This is a genomic window from Ensifer sp. B1-9 (assembly GCF_050474445.1).
GTDB lineage: Bacteria > Pseudomonadota > Alphaproteobacteria > Rhizobiales > Rhizobiaceae > Ensifer.
Map to the genome: position 1 here is coordinate 113,285 of NZ_JBCHVG010000006.1, position 18,271 is coordinate 131,555.

At 62.6% G+C, this 18,271-nt stretch carries 15 protein-coding genes; all 15 read left to right on the plus strand.

Features of this window, described 5'->3' with window-relative positions; translation table 11 throughout:
• Positions 1 to 211 precede the first annotated feature (211 nt).
• The 15 genes from ACQ5BM_RS12535 to ACQ5BM_RS12605 all read left to right on the plus strand — a co-directional run bounded on the left by ACQ5BM_RS12535 (position 212) and on the right by ACQ5BM_RS12605 (position 18,242).
• Positions 212 to 1,789 (plus strand): ABC transporter substrate-binding protein, encoded by a 1,578-nt coding sequence (locus tag ACQ5BM_RS12535; RefSeq protein ID WP_429811352.1) that lies wholly within the window; start codon positions 212 to 214, stop codon positions 1,787 to 1,789.
• 61 nt (positions 1,790 to 1,850) lie between these two features.
• On the plus strand, positions 1,851 to 2,792 hold the full coding sequence (locus ACQ5BM_RS12540; protein WP_429811354.1) for an ABC transporter permease: 942 nt from the start codon (positions 1,851 to 1,853) through the stop codon (positions 2,790 to 2,792).
• The gene (locus ACQ5BM_RS12545; RefSeq protein WP_429811356.1) at positions 2,789 to 3,658 is read left to right on the plus strand and encodes an ABC transporter permease; all 870 of its coding nucleotides are present in this window, start codon (positions 2,789 to 2,791) and stop codon (positions 3,656 to 3,658) included. The genes ACQ5BM_RS12540 and ACQ5BM_RS12545 overlap by 4 nt, the downstream gene beginning before the upstream one ends.
• Position 3,659: 1 nt before the next feature.
• Positions 3,660 to 4,673 (plus strand): ABC transporter ATP-binding protein, encoded by a 1,014-nt coding sequence (locus ACQ5BM_RS12550; RefSeq protein ID WP_429811358.1) that lies wholly within the window; start codon positions 3,660 to 3,662, stop codon positions 4,671 to 4,673.
• Positions 4,670 to 5,683, plus strand: a complete 1,014-nt coding sequence (locus ACQ5BM_RS12555; protein WP_429811360.1) for an ABC transporter ATP-binding protein — start codon at positions 4,670 to 4,672, stop codon at positions 5,681 to 5,683. The genes ACQ5BM_RS12550 and ACQ5BM_RS12555 overlap by 4 nt, the downstream gene beginning before the upstream one ends.
• A gap of 24 nt (positions 5,684 to 5,707) precedes the next feature.
• On the plus strand, positions 5,708 to 7,510 hold the full coding sequence (locus tag ACQ5BM_RS12560; RefSeq protein ID WP_429811362.1) for an aminopeptidase P family protein: 1,803 nt from the start codon (positions 5,708 to 5,710) through the stop codon (positions 7,508 to 7,510).
• Positions 7,511 to 7,741: 231 nt separating this feature from the next.
• Positions 7,742 to 8,473 (plus strand): DeoR family transcriptional regulator, encoded by a 732-nt coding sequence (locus ACQ5BM_RS12565; RefSeq protein WP_429812016.1) that lies wholly within the window; start codon positions 7,742 to 7,744, stop codon positions 8,471 to 8,473.
• Between the two features lie 170 nt (positions 8,474 to 8,643).
• On the plus strand, positions 8,644 to 9,657 hold the full coding sequence (gene deoC, locus ACQ5BM_RS12570; RefSeq protein WP_429811363.1) for a deoxyribose-phosphate aldolase: 1,014 nt from the start codon (positions 8,644 to 8,646) through the stop codon (positions 9,655 to 9,657).
• A 5-nt stretch (positions 9,658 to 9,662) separates the two neighbouring features.
• Positions 9,663 to 12,047, plus strand: coding sequence for an aldehyde dehydrogenase family protein (locus ACQ5BM_RS12575; protein WP_429811365.1), 2,385 nt, complete (start codon positions 9,663 to 9,665; stop codon positions 12,045 to 12,047).
• A gap of 133 nt (positions 12,048 to 12,180) precedes the next feature.
• Entirely contained in the window at positions 12,181 to 12,636 is a 456-nt protein-coding gene (locus ACQ5BM_RS12580; RefSeq protein ID WP_429811367.1) for an RbsD/FucU family protein, read from the plus strand.
• Between the two features lie 103 nt (positions 12,637 to 12,739).
• Positions 12,740 to 13,672 carry a ribokinase gene (gene rbsK / locus ACQ5BM_RS12585; RefSeq protein WP_429811368.1) on the plus strand — a complete coding sequence of 311 codons (933 nt, stop codon included), beginning with the start codon at positions 12,740 to 12,742 and terminating at the stop codon, positions 13,670 to 13,672.
• Positions 13,669 to 14,544, plus strand: coding sequence for a carbohydrate ABC transporter permease (locus tag ACQ5BM_RS12590; protein WP_429811370.1), 876 nt, complete (start codon positions 13,669 to 13,671; stop codon positions 14,542 to 14,544). Before rbsK ends, ACQ5BM_RS12590 begins: the two co-directional genes overlap by 4 nt.
• A complete protein-coding gene (locus ACQ5BM_RS12595) occupies positions 14,541 to 15,569 on the plus strand; it encodes a carbohydrate ABC transporter permease (RefSeq protein ID WP_429811372.1) in 1,029 nt (342 codons plus the stop codon). The genes ACQ5BM_RS12590 and ACQ5BM_RS12595 overlap by 4 nt, the downstream gene beginning before the upstream one ends.
• 39 nt (positions 15,570 to 15,608) lie before the next feature.
• On the plus strand, positions 15,609 to 17,063 hold the full coding sequence (locus ACQ5BM_RS12600; RefSeq protein ID WP_429811374.1) for an ABC transporter substrate-binding protein: 1,455 nt from the start codon (positions 15,609 to 15,611) through the stop codon (positions 17,061 to 17,063).
• An 87-nt stretch (positions 17,064 to 17,150) separates the two neighbouring features.
• Entirely contained in the window at positions 17,151 to 18,242 is a 1,092-nt protein-coding gene (locus tag ACQ5BM_RS12605) for an ABC transporter ATP-binding protein (protein ID WP_429811376.1), read from the plus strand.
• Positions 18,243 to 18,271 lie beyond the last annotated feature (29 nt).

Consider the following 18,271-nt stretch of genomic DNA (forward strand, 5'->3'; position numbering starts at 1 on the left):
CTCACGTCTATCGATGTACTTTAGTCCAGCTAAAGCTGGTTCGGCAAGCCGATCACATCGGATGCCTGCCTTCTTGAAAAGGGGAACTACAAGAACATCTTCGCGGCAATCCGTCGGCGACGAAAAACACCGAGAAAAATTGGATCCAATATCCAATTAACGTGTTCGGCGCGCGATCGATGCTGTCTGCGGTCAAAAAAGGAGGAGTGAGATGAAACGTATATTGCCTATCCTGCTCAGTGCGACGCTCGGGCTGCTTGCAGCCACTTCGGCATTTGCGATCGAACGCGGCGGTGCGATGACCTTCGCGCGCTACGACGACTCGACCGTCATCGACCCTGTTTATGCGGATCGCAATCCGGACCTCTGGATGGTGAACGGCCTCTATGAAACGCTGCTGCGCAACGGTCCTGACGGCTCGATCGTGCCGGGGCTTGCCGAGGCACACGAGGTTTCGGCTGACGGCAAGACCATCACGTTGACGCTGAGAAGCGGTCTCAAATTTTCCGACGGCTCGGAACTGACCGGCGCCGACGTCGTCTTCTCGCTCGATCGTGCGCGCAATCCGGATCTCGGTCCCTGGGCAGGACTGCTGGGCGCTGTCGACAAGGTCACCGCAGATGGCAACAAGATCACCGTCTCGCTCAAGAACCCCGACCCGACGATCATTTCGATCCTTGCAACCTTCAACACCGGTATCGTCCCGAAGGCAGCCTTCGAAAAAGCAGCCGGCGCAACGGATCAGGAGAAGGCGCGCGCCTTCTTTGCTGCCGGCCCGGTAACGTCCGGCCCCTTCGTCATGAAGAGCCACGTGCAGGGCACGAGCATGACCTTCGTCCGCAACCCGAACTACTGGCGTCAGGGAGAAGACGGCAAACCGCTGCCCTACCTCGACCAGGTGGAATTCGTCGTCATTCCCGACGACGCCACCCGCATCCTCAAGCTCCAGGCCGGCGAAGTCGACGCTGCCGAGTTCATCCCCTTCGCTCGCGTCGGCGAGCTCAGCGTCGATCCGAACCTGAAGATGGAGCTCTTTCCCTCGACCCGGATCGTCTACGCGCCGATCAACACGCGCGAAACGAAGAAAGACGGCTCGAAGAACCCGCTTGCCGATATCAAGGTGCGTCAGGCGCTGAACTACGCGACCGACAAGAACGTGCTGATCAAGCTCGTTACCTTCGACACCGGCAAGCCGATGACCTCGCTGATGTCGGCGGCGACGCAGCTTCACTATGGCCCCGCGCCGCTCTATCCCTACGATCCGGAAAAGGCCAAGCAGTTGCTATCCGAAGCCGGCCTCAGCGGCGGCTTTGACGTGAAGTTCACGACGCTTGCCGGCAGCGCCGACGATGCGACGCTGTTTACAGCCCTTCAGCAGATGTGGGCGCCGCTTGGCGTCAACCTCAAGGTCGAGCAGGTCGACAATCCGACCCGCGGCGAGAAGAACCGCTCCGGTGATTTCGACATCCACACCTATGGCTGGGCGAACGACGTCAACGACCCGGCCCAGGTGACCGGATGGCTCGGTTACTACAAGCAGCGCCAGGCTGTCGGCACCGGCTGGAACAACCAGGAATTCAATACGCTGTTCGAGGCCTCCAACGTCGAGATCGACCCGGCCAGGCGCAAGGACGAATACAAGCGCATGCAGGAGATCTACGCGGCGGAAGCGCCGTTGCTCTTCCTGTTCGAGACGCCGTTCGCCGTCGCGGTCTCCAAGTCGATCGAAGGCTACGTGCAGACGCCGCTCGGCGCCAACGACTTCTCGGAAGCCTGGCGCGCCGACTGATAACGGAGCGAACCGCGAGAGCCGGGCGATATTTGCCCGGTTCTCCGTTGAAGGTGGAACCATGCCCTCACTTTCCTATCTCTTGGCGCGGCTGCTGCAGATCATCCCCACCTTCCTGTTGGTGATGATCTTCATTTTCCTGCTCGTGCGCCTCTTGCCGGGCGATCCGGCGATCGCCATGGCAGAGGCCAAAGCGACCGATGCCCAACTCGAACAGATCCGGCACAATCTCGGTCTCGACCAGCCCTTGCCGATTCAGTTCCTCGTCTTCGTCAAAAACACGCTGACTGGCGATCTCGGTCGCTCGATCATGCTGAAAGCGCCGGTGACGGAGATCATTCTCGATCGACTGCCAACGACGATCTTCCTGGCGCTCTATTCGGTCGTGCTCGCCGTCTTTCTCGCCGGGCCGCTCGCCTTCCTCGCGGCGTCGCGTGTCAACAGTTCGGTCGATGTCGCGATCCGCGGGGTCTTTCAGGTCGGCCTTTCCATGCCCGTCTTCTATATCGGGCTCCTGTTGCTGACCGTACTGGCAGCGCAACTGCGCTGGTTTCCGGTTGGCGGCTATGGCAAGACCTTTCTCGCGAACCTCTATCATCTCATCCTGCCGGCCTTGAGCGTCGCGCTCTATACCTCCGCGATCATCCTGCGCAATCTCCGGGCCTCGCTGATCGAGGTGCTCGATGCCGACTATGTGCAGTTCGCCCGCGCCAAGGGGCTTTCGCCGCGCATCATCATGACCCGGCATGTGCTGCGCAATGCGCTCGTCTCCACCGTAACGCTGCTCGGCCTGTCGATCGGCAACCTGATGAGCGGCACGCTGGTGACCGAGACGGTCTTTGCTATTCCCGGCGTCGGCCGGCTGATGCTGGAGGCGATCTTCGCCCGCGACTATCCGCTGATCCAGGGCCTGACGCTCACCTTCGCCGTGCTCGTCTCCGTCGTCTTCCTGCTGACGGACGTCGTGCAATCCTGGCTCGATCCGAGGCTTCGCCAATCATGACGGTATTGACCCAATCCCATGCGCGGACGCGGGGACGTCTGCAGGCCTTTCTCGCCCGCGCCTTTACCCGCCCGTCATTCGTCGTCGGCATCGCCATCCTCGGCCTGTCGCTAGCGCTAGCGCTGTTTCCGCAAGCTTTTGCGCCTTACGATCCGCTGGCCTTCGATCTCCAGGCGATCCAGCAGGGGCCGAGCCTTGCGCACCCCTTCGGCACAGACAATTTCGGCCGAGATGTCCTGTCTCGGGTGATCTGGGCCTATCGCGTCGATATGCAGATGGCCTTCTTCGCGACGATCTTCGCGCTGCTGATCGGCCTCACCGTCGGCGCCTTCGTCGGCTACTACGGCGGCATAGCCGATGCGATCTTCGGCCGCTGCGTCGATGCGATCATCACCTTTCCCTTCCTGGTGCTGGTGATCGCCATCGTCGCAGTCCTCGGCCCCGGCCTCGTCAACATGTATGTGGCGATCACCGCGGTGAACTGGGTCTATTACGCCCGGTTGACCCGCGCCGAAATCATGGCGCAGAAGGCCAACGACTATGCCGCTGCCGGCCGCGTACTCGGCTATTCCGATCGCCGCATCATCTTCCGCCATCTCTTGCCGAATGCGATTTCGCCGATCCTCGTCTACTGGATGACCGACATGGCGCTCGCGATCCTGCTCGGTTCGTCGCTCGGCTATCTCGGCCTCGGCGCGCAGCCGCCGGCGGCCGAATGGGGCGTATTGATCGCCGAAGGCCGCAACTTCCTGCTGACGGCCTGGTGGATGAGCCTGATGCCAGGCATCGCCATCGTTCTGACCGGGCTCGGCTTCAGCCTCGTCGGCGACGCGCTTGCCGACCTGCTTCGACCGAAGGGGCGTTGAGATGAAAACCGAAGAAAAAGCGACCGTACTCGACGTCAGGCACCTTCGCACCGAGTTCGGCACGCATGAACGGCCGCTGGTCGCCGTCGATGACGTTTCGTTCCAGGTGGGCCACGGCGAGATCCTTGGTCTTGTTGGCGAGTCGGGCTCGGGCAAGAGCATCACGCTGCGCTCGATCCTCGGCATCATCCGGCCGCGCGGGCGCGTCGCCGGCGAGATCCTCTGGAATGGCCAGGACCTTGTTCCGCTGGACGAGGTCCGGCTTCGCCGCATCCGCGGCCGCGAGATCGCGATGATCTTCCAGGAGCCGATGTCGTCGCTCAATCCGCTGCTGACAGTCGGCCTGCAGATCTCGGAGAACCTCGTCGCTCACACGGATCTCGACGCCAAGGCGAGGAAGGCGCGCGCGATCGAACTGCTCGATCTCGTCGGCATCCCTGCTGCACGCAATCGCCTCGACGATTTCCCCCACGAGTTTTCCGGCGGGATGCGGCAGCGGGTGATGATCGCGATCGCGCTTGCCTCCAACCCGAAGCTGCTGCTCGCGGATGAGCCGACCACCGCGCTCGACGTAACGATTCAGGATCAGATCTTGCGACTGATCCAGTCGCTGAGCCGCGATCTCGGTATGGCGGTGATCCTCGTCACCCACGACATGGGCGTCGTTGCCGAAACCTGCGACCGCGTCGCGGTTATGTATGGCGGCAGGCTCTGCGAGATCGGGACGACGGCGCAGGTGATCGCCGATGCGCGTCATCCCTATTCGCTGGGGCTGCTGCGCTCGATCCCGCGCGATGTCGCGCCGAGGACGCCGCTTTACTCCATCCCTGGTGCACCGCCTGCGCTGAACGCGCTTCCCCCCGGCTGTGCCTTCAGCGCACGGTGTCCCGTTGCCGGTGGCGAATGTGCCGATATTCGGCCACGGCTCCAGAGCGCCGGCGCGCTCAGGCAGGTTGCCTGTCATCATCTTCAGGATGCGCTTGCGCATTTCGGTCCGCGGGAGGCGGCGCAATGACCATGCCCATGCAAGCAGGCCCGACCCCGTTGCTGTCGCTACGCGCGCTTTCAATGCGCTTCGAGAAACGACGTTCGCTCTCCGATACGCTGTCCCGGCGCCCGCAACAGGTCGTTTCGGCGGTCAATGGCGTCGACCTCGACGTGATGCCCGGCGAGACGCTCGGGATCGTCGGCGAATCCGGCTGCGGCAAGTCCACGCTGGCGCGCCTGATTGCCGGGCTCCATCGGCCGACCGCCGGCGACATCCTGTTCGAGGGGAAAAGTGTCGTCGGTCTCAAGGGGCCACGGCGACGCGCCTATAACAGGCGGGTCCAGATGATGTTCCAGGATCCATATACCTCGCTCAATCCACGCATGACCGTGCGCGATACGCTGCGGGAGGCGATTACCGTGCATCGCATGCGCGAAGGTGCTGCGATCGACCGGCGGGTCGACGAATTGCTGGACCTTGTCCGGCTGCCGGAAGGGGCCGCAGACAAGTATCCGCACGAATTCTCGGGCGGGCAGCGCCAGCGCATCGGCATTGCACGTGCGCTCTCGCCGGAGCCGACGTGTCTTGTCGCCGATGAGCTGGTCTCGGCGCTCGACGTCTCGGTCCAGGCGCAGGTCGTCAATCTCTTGATCGAGCTTCAGGACGAGCTGGGCCTGACGGTGCTGTTCGTGGCGCATGACCTTAGGCTCGTACGTCACGTTTCGCACCGCGTCGCCGTCATCTATCTCGGCGCGATCGTCGAGATCGGACCGTCCGAAGCGCTGTTTTCGAAGCCGATGCATCCCTATTCCAAGGGACTGCTTGCCGCAGCACCGTCCCTCGATCCCAGCGCCAGACGGCGCGCGCCGGCACTCGTCGGCGAATTGCCGAGCCCCCTCGCCATTCCGCCCGGCTGCCCCTTCCACGTACGCTGCCCGCACGCGAGCGAACGCTGCCGCCGCGAAAAGCCGGCGTTGCGTCCAGTCGGTGCCGGCATGACCGCCTGCCATTTCGCCGAGACGATCGGCGAGGTCTGAAACTCCACTCGATAGGAAGACATCATGGATACGAGAGCAAAGCCGGATTTTTCCGGCCGGATCGGCGCCCTGCGGCGCAAGCTTGCCGAAACCGGGCTCGACGGTTACGTCGTGCCGCGCTTCGACGAACATCAGGGCGAATACTGTGCGCCGCATGACACCCGCCTCGCATTCGTCACCGGTTTCACCGGCTCGGCCGGGGTCGCGATCGTCATGCGCGACCGTGCCGCGATCTTCGTCGATGGCCGTTATCAGGTGCAGGTGCGCGACGAGGTGGATCTCGGTACCTTCGCGATCGAGCACTTCTACGATGCGCCGCTGAAGGACTGGCTGAAGAACAATCTCCGCAAGGGCGAGCGCGTGGGCTTCAACGCCATGCTGCTGCCCTCGACCTGGGACGCCGATTGCGGCGGTTCCGTGGAAGAGGCGGGTGGTCTGTGGACGCCTGTCGATGAAGACCTTGTCGACGCGATCTGGACCGATCAGCCGGAAAAGCCGCTCGGCAAGATCATGGCTTACCCCGTTGCCTATTCCGGCGAAAGCGTTGCCGAGAAAAAGCGCCACATCGCCCAAATGCTGGCGGAGCAGGGGGCAGACCTTCTGATCGAGGCGCAGCCAGACAATATCGCCTGGTTCCTGAACGTTCGTGGACGCGACGTCGCCTTCAACCCGATGCCGCAATCTTTCCTGATCTTCGACCGCGCCGGCCAGACCGAATGGCTGGTCGATCATCGCAAGCTCCCGAACGATCTTTCCGATTTCGAACTCGACGGAGTCGCGCTTGCCGAGCCGGCACAGTTGCTTGAGCGTGTTCGGACAATGACGGCTGGGCGTACGGCGCTTATCGATCCTGGCTTCGCCCCGTCGGCGGCCGCCCGTGCCACGCGCGCAGCTGGTGGAACTGTAAAGCTTGCAAAAAGCCCGATCACGCTTGCCAAGATGCATAAGAACGTCACCGAGCTTGCAGGCTTTCGTGACTGCCACCGTCTCGACGGTGCCGCATGGATACGCTTCTTCGCCTGGCTCGACCGCCACGCTGCCGAACGAGATGCGAGCGGTAAGCCGGTCACCGAACTCGAGGCGGAAGAGCAGATCCTCGCCTACCGCTCGATGGCCGAGAGCTTCGTCGAGCCGAGTTTCCGCTCGATCTCGGCAGCCGCCGGCCACGCCGCGATGTGCCACTATGCAGCCACCGAGAAGAGCAACGGCTTGATCCGCAAGGGCGGCGTCTACCTGCTCGATTCCGGTGGACAGTATCTGACGGGCACCACCGATGCCACGCGGACGACGGCGATCGGTGCGGTCGATGAGGAGATCCGGCGCGCCTATACAGCCGTCCTCAAAGGACTGATTTCGATGGTATCGCTGAAGTTTCCGAAGGGAACCTACGGACACCAGCTCGACGCCTTCGCCCGGCGTCCGCTCTGGGATCTGGGGCTCGATTATGATCACGGCACCGGCCACGGCGTCGGGCATTTTCTTTCGGTTCACGAGCAGCCGCAGCGCTTCGATCGTCGCGTCAATGAGATCGAGCTGAAGCCCGGCATGGTGACGACCATCGAGCCCGGCTATTACAAGGCCGGAGCCTATGGCATCCGCATCGAGAACCAGGTGGAGGTGGTGGATGACGGCGATGGCTTCCGGAGCTTCCGCAGCCTGACCCTCGTACCCATCGATTTGCGGCTGGCCGACATCGGTCTGCTGACGCAAGCGGAACGGCGATGGATCGACGCCTACCACAACCGCGTTGCACGCGAGATGGATGGCCTGCTCGATGGGGAGACATGGCGCTGGCTTGCGGAACGAACTGCGCCGATCGCAGGTTGAATTGGCACACCAGCCTTCATCAAGGCGCGAGCGCACCAGGATCGGTGGCAAGACGGTGGTCCGGCGGGGCCGCCGTCTTGCATTTTATGGGGGGCGTTTCGCGCAGTAATTGTGTCACACCTTTCATTATCATGTGACTCCCCTTGCCTATCAGGGAATATTTGTGATAATTTTCACAAATATTGTTCGGGCCTTGCGTTGGTCGCGAACGCTGCGAACACACGAAAACACATGGTCAGTCGCAAAACAGCCCGCATCATTCAACTTACCGACGCGTTGTCCGGACGCAGGGTCCTGCATCTGCGCGACGCTGCGGCCCTGCTCGGCGTTTCGGAAATGACGGTCCGCCGTGATGTCGCCGACAATCCGGGCCAGTTTGCCTTTCTCGGAGGGCATATCGTGCCGGCGGGCGAGATCGAACCCGACCCGCCCTATGAGCTCGCGCGCGAAGCCGACAGCCATGCGACCGCCAAGCGCGAGGCCTGCATCCACGCGGCCCGCCACATTCGTCCGGATGAGACGATCTTCATCGATTGCGGCACCACGCTCGAATATCTGGTTGATCTCATTCCGGAAAATTATTCAATAACGGCAGTATGTTATTCGCTGAACGTAGCTGAAAAGCTGACACACAAGCCGAATGTGCGGATTGTCATGCTGGGCGGTGTCTATCATCCGTCCTCGGCATCTTTTTCCGGCAATTCCGGGCTCGAGACGCTCGATTCACTCGGCATCAACGTTGCGTTTCTGTCGGCAGCTGGTGTTGATCCGGGCCGGGGCGCTACCTGCGTGCATTTTCACGAAGTCTCGGTGAAGCAAAAGGTCATCTCGCTGGCGCGCGAGAGCCATCTGGTTGTCGATCTCAGCAAGGTCGGCAAGCTGAAGCCGGCTTTTTTCGCGCCAATCGGCGTTTTTCGCTCTATCATTACGGAAGAGGGCGAGACGCAACTGTCGGGCCTTTAGCGGCAGCGCAAAAATATTACAAAATCGTCAAAACATGAGAGGTCCGCTTGACACTCTCAGTTTGTGATGGAATAGTCACAAAAATTCGATAGAAAAATAACAAAATCGAGATCTCGGCGGCCGTGCCCTGTGTGTGGCCGGCTGCGACAGGGAGTTCAAGGAGCCATCGCTTGGAAGACCTAGCTGTGAAAACCGGCGCGTCGAAAGTCGCGCATTCGCCGGCGGCGGGCCATAACTGGCCGCGCAACAACGGCATCGATCTCGACCTCGGCTGGGTGCTGGATCAGCGCGTCAACCTGTCTGCTGCCGAGCGCCGCGTCGCAACGCTGCCTGGCCGCCGCACCGTCAAGAAGGATGCGCAGGCTGCCTGGTTGCTGAAAGCCGTTACCTGCATCGATCTCACCACGCTTAACGGTGATGATACGACGGAGCGCGTCAAGCGCCTCTGCGCCAAGGCGCGCCAGCCGGTGCGCCAGGATCTGCTCGACGCGCTTGGCATGGGCGGTCGCGGCATCACGACCGGTGCGGTCTGCGTCTATCATCGCTTCGTTTCGACCGCTGTCGAGGCGCTAGAAGGTTCCGGAATCCCGGTTGCTGCCGTCTCCACCGGCTTCCCGGCCGGCCTCATCCCCCATGACGGGAAGCTGCGCGAGATCGAGGCGTCGGTTGCCGACGGCGCCAAGGAAATCGACATCGTCATCACCCGCGAGCACGTGCTGACCGGCAACTGGCAGGCGCTCTATGACGAGATGCGCGACTTCCGCGCCGCCTGCGGTGACGCTCATGTGAAGGCAATCCTGGCCACCGGCGACCTGAAGACGCTGCGCAACGTCGCGCGTGCCTCGCTCGTCTGCATGATGGCCGGTGCCGATTTCATCAAGACCTCGACCGGCAAGGAAGGCGTCAACGCCACCCTTCTGGTAACGCTCGTCATGCTGCGCATGATCCGCGCCTACCAGGAGCAAACCGGCCTCAAGGTCGGTTACAAGCCGGCCGGCGGCATTTCGGCTGCCAAGGACATCCTGAACTACCAGTTCCTGATGAAGGATGAACTCGGGCGTGAATGGCTCGAGCCGGATCTCTTCCGGATCGGCGCATCGAGCCTGCTCGCTGATATCGAGCGCCAGCTCGAACACCACGTTACCGGCGCCTACTCGGCCCTCAACCGTCACCCGATTGGATGATCCCGATGACTGTCGCAAGGTATTTTGACGAAATGTCCTATGGTCCAGCACCGGAAGCCGACACGGAAGCCCGCCAGTGGCTGGCGCGCCACAAGGGCGAATTCGGCCACTTCATCAACGGCGCCTTCGTCCCGTCTGCTTCTGGCAAGACCTTCGAGACCAACGAGCCGGCAACCGGCAAGCTGCTCGCAAAGATCGCGCTTGGCGGTGCCAAGGACGTGGACGACGCGGTCGCTGCTGCCCGCAAGGCGCAAGGCGCCTGGGCGAAGCTGCCGGGCCATGCCCGCGCCCGCCATCTCTATGCGCTCGCCCGCATGATCCAGCGCCATGCGCGCCTGATCGCCGTGGTCGAGGCGATCGACAACGGCAAGCCGATCCGCGAATCCCGCGACATCGACGTTCCGCTCGCTGCCCGCCACTTCTATCACCATGCCGGCTGGGCGCAGCTTCAGGAAACCGAGTTTGCCGATCAGGTGCCGGTCGGTGTCGTCGGCCAGGTCATTCCCTGGAACTTTCCGTTCCTGATGCTCGCCTGGAAGATTGCGCCGGCACTGGCACTCGGCAACACCGTCATCCTCAAGCCCGCGGAATTCACACCGCTGACGGCGCTGCTCTTCGCAGAACTCGCTTCCGCCGCCGGCCTGCCGGCTGGTGTGCTCAACGTCGTCACCGGCGAAGGCGAAACCGGCGCGCTGATCGTCGAGCATGGGGATATCGACAAGATCGCTTTCACAGGTTCGACAGAGGTCGGTCGCCTCATCCGCGAACGCACGGCCGGCACCGGCAAGTCTCTGACGCTCGAACTCGGCGGCAAGTCGCCCTTTATCGTCTTCGACGATGCCGACATCGACGGCGCCGTCGAAGGCGTGGTCGATGCCATCTGGTTCAACCAGGGCCAGGTCTGCTGCGCCGGCTCGCGTATTCTCGTGCAGGAAGGCGTGGCACCGCTCTTCTACGAGCGGCTGAAGCGCCGCATGCAGACGCTGCGCGTCGGCCATCCGCTCGACAAGGCGATCGACATGGCGGCAATCGTTGCTCCCGTGCAGTTGCAGCGGATCGAAAGCCTGGTCGCCAAGGGTGTTGCCGAAGGCGCTGCTTTGCATCAGCCATCGATCGAACTGCCGAAGGGCGGCAGCTTCTATCCGCCGACGCTGCTAACCGGTGTGCAGCCGACTTCGACCGTCGCGACGGAGGAGATCTTCGGCCCTGTCGCCGTCTCCATGACCTTCCGCACCCCGGAAGAGGCGATCCAGCTTGCCAACCACACGCGCTACGGCCTTGCCGCCAGCGTCTGGAGCGAGACCATCGGCCTCGCACTTCATGTTGCCGCCAAGCTCGCCGCCGGCGTCGTCTGGGTCAATGCCACCAATCTCTTCGATGCCTCCGCCGGTTTCGGTGGCAAGCGCGAGTCCGGCTTCGGCCGGGAAGGTGGTCGCGAAGGCTGTTACGAATATCTGAAGCCGAAGGCCTGGCTTGGCCGCAAGCTCAGGGCGGCCGTCGCCGAACCGGCGCTGAAACCCGTCGTTGGCGATTTCGCCATGCCGTTGGTCGATCGCACCGCCAAGCTCTTCATCGGCGGCAAGCAGGCGCGGCCGGATGGAAATTATAACCGCAACGTACTTTCCCCCAAGGGCAAGGTGCTCGGCGAAGTCGGCGAGGGCAATCGCAAGGATATCCGCAACGCCGTCGTCGCGGCGCAAGCTGCCTCCGCCTGGTCTTCGGCAACCACGCATAACCGCGCGCAGATCCTCTATTACATTGCCGAAAACCTGAGCGGTCGCGCCGATGAATTCGCCGATCGCATCGCGGCCATGACCGGTGCGTCGACCGCCAACGCCAAGGCTGAGGTCGACGCCTCGATCGCGCGTCTCTTCACCTACGGCGCCTGGGCGGATAAGTATGAGGGTGCCATTCACCAGCCCCCGCTGCGCGGTGTCGCGCTCGCCATGCCTGAAGCGATCGGTGTCGTCGGCGTGGTCTGCCCGCCCGAAGCGCCGCTTCTCGGCATGATCAGCCTCGTCGCGCCGCTGATTGCCACTGGCAACCGCGTCGTCGTGGTGCCGAGCGAGCCGCATCCGTTGGCAGCGACCGACTTCTACACGGTGCTGGAAACGTCCGACGTTCCGGCCGGCGTCGTCAACATCGTTACCGGTTCGGCGATCGAGCTGGCAAAGACGCTTGCAAGCCACAACGATGTGGATGCGCTCTGGGCCTTTGGTTCGCCCGAGCTCTCGACGCTGGTCGAAAAGCTCTCGGTCGGCAACCTGAAGCGCACCTTCGTCGACTACGGCAAGGCGACGAACTGGCTGGATCGCGATGCGGCAGAAGGTTCGGCCTATCTGCGCCGCGCCACCGACGTGAAAAACATCTGGATCCCCTACGGCGAGTAGGGGCAGCTATTGCGCGGGCGGGGGGAGCCGGTCAGCGCGATGGAGGAAACGAACAGTTAGGGAGACGCGTTCGCCCGCGAAGGGCAGCGCACAGAGCGTGATGGCACTCGTCGCGCGCAGGAGGAGGACTGTAATGCTGAAGAATATCGATCCGGCGCTGAACGCTGACGTGCTGCACGCGCTGCGGTCCATGGGACACGGCGACACGCTGGTCATTTCCGACACCAATTTTCCGTCCGATGCCATTGCGCGAAAGACCACGCTCGGCACGCTGCTGCGCATCGACAACGTATCAGCCGCGCGCGCGGTCGAGGCGATTCTTTCGGTGCTACCGCTCGACACGCCGTTGCAGCCTTCCGCCGGCCGCATGGAGGTCATGGGCGCGCCCGATGAGGTTCTGCCGGTGCAGCAGGAGGTGCAGGCGGTAATCGACCGTGCCGAGGGAAAATCGGCGCCGATGTACGGCATCGAGCGCTTCGCTTTCTACGAGGAAGCCAAAAAAGCCTACTGCGTCATCACCACCGGCGAGACCCGCTTCTACGGCTGCTTCCTGTTCACCAAGGGCGTCATCCCGCCCAAGACCGCCTGATTGACTGCCTGCGCGGTCGCCGCGCAGCGCCTGACTACAGATGAAATCGCGAGAGATTGCCTGGGCACACCGAGCTGCGGTGCGGTCGCAGGAGGAGGCTTGAATGAAGGTTGGTGTTTCGATCCTTGGTATCTTCGTGGCCGACACGGCCTATCTGGCGCCGCGCATGCCGGTTGTCGGTGAAACGATTACCGGCAGCGGCTTCGCGGTCGGTCCCGGCGGCAAGGGGTCCAATCAGGCCGTTGCAGCAGCGCGTGCCGGGAGTCCGGTCTCCTTCATCTCCAAGCTTGGTCGCGATACCTTCGGGGAGATGGCATTGCGCACCTATGCGGAAGCGGGCGTGACATCGAAGATCGTCCAGATGGACGACCTGCCGACGGGCGCGGCCTTTATCTACGTCAACGACCAGAACGGTGAGAATGCGATCATCGTCTATCCCGGGGCGGCGGGCTCGATCGGCATCGACGACGTCGAAGCGGCGCGTGAGACGATTGAAAGTTCCCGCATCTTCGTGACCCAATTGGAGCAGCCGGTCGCGGCCGCACAGCACGCGCTCGAGATCGCCCATGCGGCCGGCGTCACTACGGTTTTCAATCCAGCGCCCGCTGAAGCCTTCCCGGATGCGATCTATCCGCTCTGCGACTACCTCGTGCCGAACGAGACGGAGGCCGCAGCCATCGTCGGTTTCGCACTTTCTTCGCAGGATGACATCCGGCGCGCCGGCGACGCGATCCTGAAGAAGGGCGCGAAGACTGCGCTTATCACGCTCGGGGAACGCGGCGTGCTCTATCACAACCACGAGCAATCGGTGCTGGTGCCCGCAATTGCCGGCGGACCGGTGATCGACACGACCGGGGCAGGGGATGCCTTTGTCGGCGGCTTTTCCGCAGCGCTGGCACGCGGGCTGGCACCGGTCGATGCGGTCCGTTTCGGTTGCGCAACCGCTGGCATCGCCGTTACCCGCCGCGGCACCGCACCCGCCATGCCGACGCTCGCCGAGATCGAGGCGCTGCTGGCACGAGGGGTGTCCGCATGACGCGCAACGACCCGATCAAGCACTTCTTCATTTGGCCCGCCCTCATCATCGTTCTGCTTATTTCGATCTTTCCGCTCGTCTATTCGCTGACGACAAGTTTCATGAGCATGCGGCTCGTACCGCCGACGCCGGCGCGCTTCGTCGGCTTCGGCAATTATCTCGATCTCTTGCAGAACCCACGCTTCTGGCACGTGGCGGGCACGACGACGCTGATCGCCTTCATCTCCGTCGGGCTGCAATATGTGATCGGTCTCTCGGTGGCGTTGGCGCTGAACTCGCGGGTACCGGGTGAGGGCATCTTTCGCGTCAGCTTCCTACTGCCGATGCTGGTCGCGCCGGTCGCAGTCGCACTGATTGCCCGCCAGGTGCTCAACCCGACAATGGGGCCGCTCAACGAACTGATGACGGCGTTCGGCTTTGCCAATCTGCCGTTCCTCACCCAGACGCGCTGGGCGCTCGGCTCGATCATCGCCGTCGAGGTTTGGCAATGGACGCCCTTCGTCATCCTCATGCTGCTTGCAGGCCTTCAGACGCTGCCGGACGATGTCTATGAGGCGGCGGCCCTCGAAAACGCCACGCCCTGGCAGCAGTTCCGCGACATCACCTTTCCGATGCTTCTGCCGATCTCGGTCGCTGTTGTCTTCATCCGCCTGATCGAAAGCTACAAGATCATCGATACCGTCTTCGTCATGACCGGCGGCGGGCCCGGAGTCTCGACGGAGACGCTGACCCTCTTTGCCTATCAGGAGGGCTTCAAAAAGTTCAACCTCGGTTACACCTCCGCGCTCTCCTTCCTGTTCCTGATCGTGATCACCGTAATCGGCCTCGTCTATCTCGCGGTTCTCAAGCCCTATCTGGAGAAGCACAAATGAGTGTGCGTAATCTCAAGGGGAAAGGGCGCTGGCTGGCGCTCGGCGGCTGCCTCGTCTGGCTCGCCATCACCTTCTTCCCGCTTTACTGGGTGCTGATCACCTCGTTCAAGACGCCGATCGCCGTCGTCGGCGGTCCAACCTATCTGCCCTTCGTCGACTTCGAGCCAAGCCTGACGGCCTGGAGCGAGCTCTTGTCGGGCCAGCGCGGCGAGTTCTTCAACACGTTCCTTGCCTCGACGATCATCGGGCTGTCGGCAGCGGTTGCGGCCACCGGAATCGGCGCCATGGCCGCCTATGCGCTCGTGCGTTTTACCTTCCGTTTCCGCCTTCTGTCGGCGTTGATCTTCGTGGCGATCGCCTTCGGCGGCTTTATTGTCGGGCGCCACGTGCTCGGCTACGGCCAGGGCATCTCGCTGATCTACGCCTTCGTCGCCGCGCTCGTGCTTGCAGTGATCTCGAGCCGTTTCCCGCTTCCGGGGCCGGAACTCGGCAACAACGACATCGTTTTCTGGTTCGTCAGCCAGCGCATGTTTCCGCCGATCGTCGCCGCCTTCGCGCTCTACCTGATGTACACGGAGATGGGCAAACTCGGCTTCAAGCTGGTCGACAGCTACATTGGCCTTACCTTCGCCTATATCGCCTTCTCGCTGCCGATCGTCATCTGGCTGATGCGTGACTTCTTCGAGGCGTTGCCGGTCGAAGTGGAGGAGGCGGCGATGGTCGACAACGTGCCGTCCTGGCGGATCTTCTTCGGCATCGTGCTGCCCATGTCGAAGCCGGGACTGATCGCCACCTTCATGATCACGCTCGCCTTCGTCTGGAACGAGTTTCTGTTCGCGCTCTTCCTGACCAATTCCAAGTGGCAGACGCTGCCGATCCTCGTTGCCGGCCAGAACAGCCAGCGCGGCGACGAATGGTGGGCGATCTCGGCTGCCGCTCTTGTGGCCATCATCCCGATGATGGTCATGGCCGGGCTTTTAAGCCGGCTGATGCGCTCTGGCCTTCTTCTCGGAGCAATCAAGTAACCACCCGTTTTGGCATGCATTCATTCATAGGAGGATAGAATGAGGAAATTGCTACTGGCATCTGGATCTCTCGCAGCTCTCGCGATGGGGAGCGCGGGAACGGCGCTTGCCTGCGATCCGGATTACACCGGCGTCGAATTGACGGCGACGACACAGACCGGTCCCTACATCGCCTCGGCGCTGCAGCTTGCGGCCAAGGGCTGGGAAGAGAAGACCTGCGGCAAGGTCAAGGTCGTCGAGTTTCCATGGTCGGAACTTTATCCGAAGATCGTGACGTCGCTGACCTCGGGTGAAGACGCTTTCGATGTCATCGCCTTCGCCCCGGCCTGGGCGCCCGACTTCACCGACTTCCTGTCGGAAATGCCGGCCGAAATGCAGAAGGGCGCCGATTGGCAAGACATCGCGCCTGTCTACCGCGAACAGCTTATGGTGTGGAACGGCAAGGTCCTGTCGCAGACGATGGATGGCGACGCCCACACCTACAGCTACCGCATCGATCTCTTCGAAAACGCCGACAACCAGAAGGCTTTCAAGGCGAAGTACGGCTACGACCTGGCTCCGCCGAAGACCTGGAAGCAGTATCTGGACATCGCCGAATACTTTAACCAGCCGGCCAACAATCTCTGGGGCACGGCGGAAGCCTTCCGTCGCGGTGGCCAGCAGTTCTGGTTCCTGTTCAGCCATGTCGCCGGCTACACCAGCCATCCGGACAATCCCGGCGCCATGTTCTTCAACCCCGAGACGATGGATGCACAGGTCAACAATCCCGGCTGGGTTCGTGGCCTTGAGGAATACATCCGCGCGTCCAAGCTCGCGCCGCCAAACGCGCTGAACTTCTCCTTCGGCGAAGTCAACGCCGCCTTTGCTGGCGGCCAGGTGGCGGAATCGATCGGCTGGGGCGACACCGGCGTCATCGGCGCCGATCCAAAGCAGTCGAAGGTCGCCGGCAATGTCGGCTCGGCGCCACTGCCGGGATCGGACGAGATCTGGAACTATAAGACCAAGAAGTGGGACAAGTTCGACCACATCGTCCAGACCTCCTTCATGGCCTTCGGCGGCTGGCAGGCGGCGGTCCCGGCTACCTCGACGAAGCAGGAAGCTGCCTGGAACTATATCCAGTACCTGACGAGCCCGGCCGTCTCGGGCCAGGCGGCGATCACCGGCGGCACCGGGGTCAACCCCTATCGTATCTCGCACACGACCAATCTCGATCTCTGGTCGAAGATCTTCTCCGAGCGGGAGGCAAAGGAATATCTCGGCGCCCAGAAGGAGGCGGTCACCGCCAAGAACATCGCGCTCGACATGCGCCTGCCGGGCTACTTCTCCTATACGGAAGTTCTGGAGATCGAGCTTTCCAAGGCGCTCGCCGGCGAGGTGACGCCACAGCAGGCGCTCGATAGCGTCGCCGAGCAGTGGAACAAGCTGACCGACGAATTCGGCCGCGACAAGCAGCTTGCCGCCTATCGCGCATCGATGGGCCTGCCCCAGGAGTAACGACAAGCACGAGCCCGCCCCGAAGCGATCGGGGCGGGTCCCAACGTCCCGGCCAGTCCGGGCATCGACAGCAGCAAAGGCTACAGCATGTCACAGGTCCGATTGGAGCAGATCACCAAATCCTTCGGGAACGTTACCGTCATTCCGCCGCTCGATCTCCATATCGAGGATCGCGAGTTCGTCGTGCTCGTCGGGCCGTCCGGCTGCGGCAAGACGACGACGTTGCGGATGATCGCCGGCCTCGAAACAGCGTCATCGGGGTCGATCCGGATCGGCGCTCGAGATGTGACCGAACTGCGCCCGGGCCTGCGCAATTGCTCGATGGTGTTTCAGAACTATGCGCTCTATCCGCATATGACTGTCGCGGAAAACATCGGTTACGGCATGAAGGTGCGCGGCACGCCGAAGGCGGAGATCGACAAGGCGGTCGCGGATGCGGCGCGCATTCTCAACCTCGGCGCCTACCTCGCCCGCAAGCCGAGCGCGCTTTCCGGCGGCCAGCGCCAGCGCGTTGCGATCGGCCGGGCGATCGTGCGCCAGCCGGACGTGTTTCTCTTTGATGAACCGCTGTCAAACCTTGATGCGAAGCTTCGCATCGAAATGCGTACGGAAATCAAGCTCTTGCATCGCCGCCTTCAGACGACTGCGGTCTACGTCACCCACGACCAGGTGGAGGCGATGACCATGGCCGATCGCGTCGTCGTCATGAATCAGGGACGCATCGAGCAGGCCGCCGATCCGATCACGCTCTACGAAGCGCCGGCCAACCTCTTCGTGGCCGCCTTCATCGGCGCGCCCAGCATGAACTTCGTCGAGGGGCAACTCGAGCGTGGTGACGGTGGGCTGCAGTTCAGGGCCGATGGCGGGGTGGCGATCAAAATTCCGGAAAGCCGCGCCGAGAAGCTTGGCGCCTTTGTCGGTCAAACCGTCGTGCTCGGTATTCGGCCGGAACATACAATGGCGGCGGATGCAGGTGCGCCGACGATCAGATTGACGGTACGTGATATCGAACCGCTCGGCCCCCATACGCTCGCGCTCGGCAGAATAGGGCCGGCGGCTTTCACCGCCCAGGTTCACGCCGCCTCACGCATCGGCCCGGATGACGAGATCGAGGTGCCGATTGAGTCTGAGAAGATGCACTTTTTCCTGAAGGAAACCGGCGTGGCTATCGGCCGCTGACCGGCGGGCGGGGCCGAAGGCGATGACGC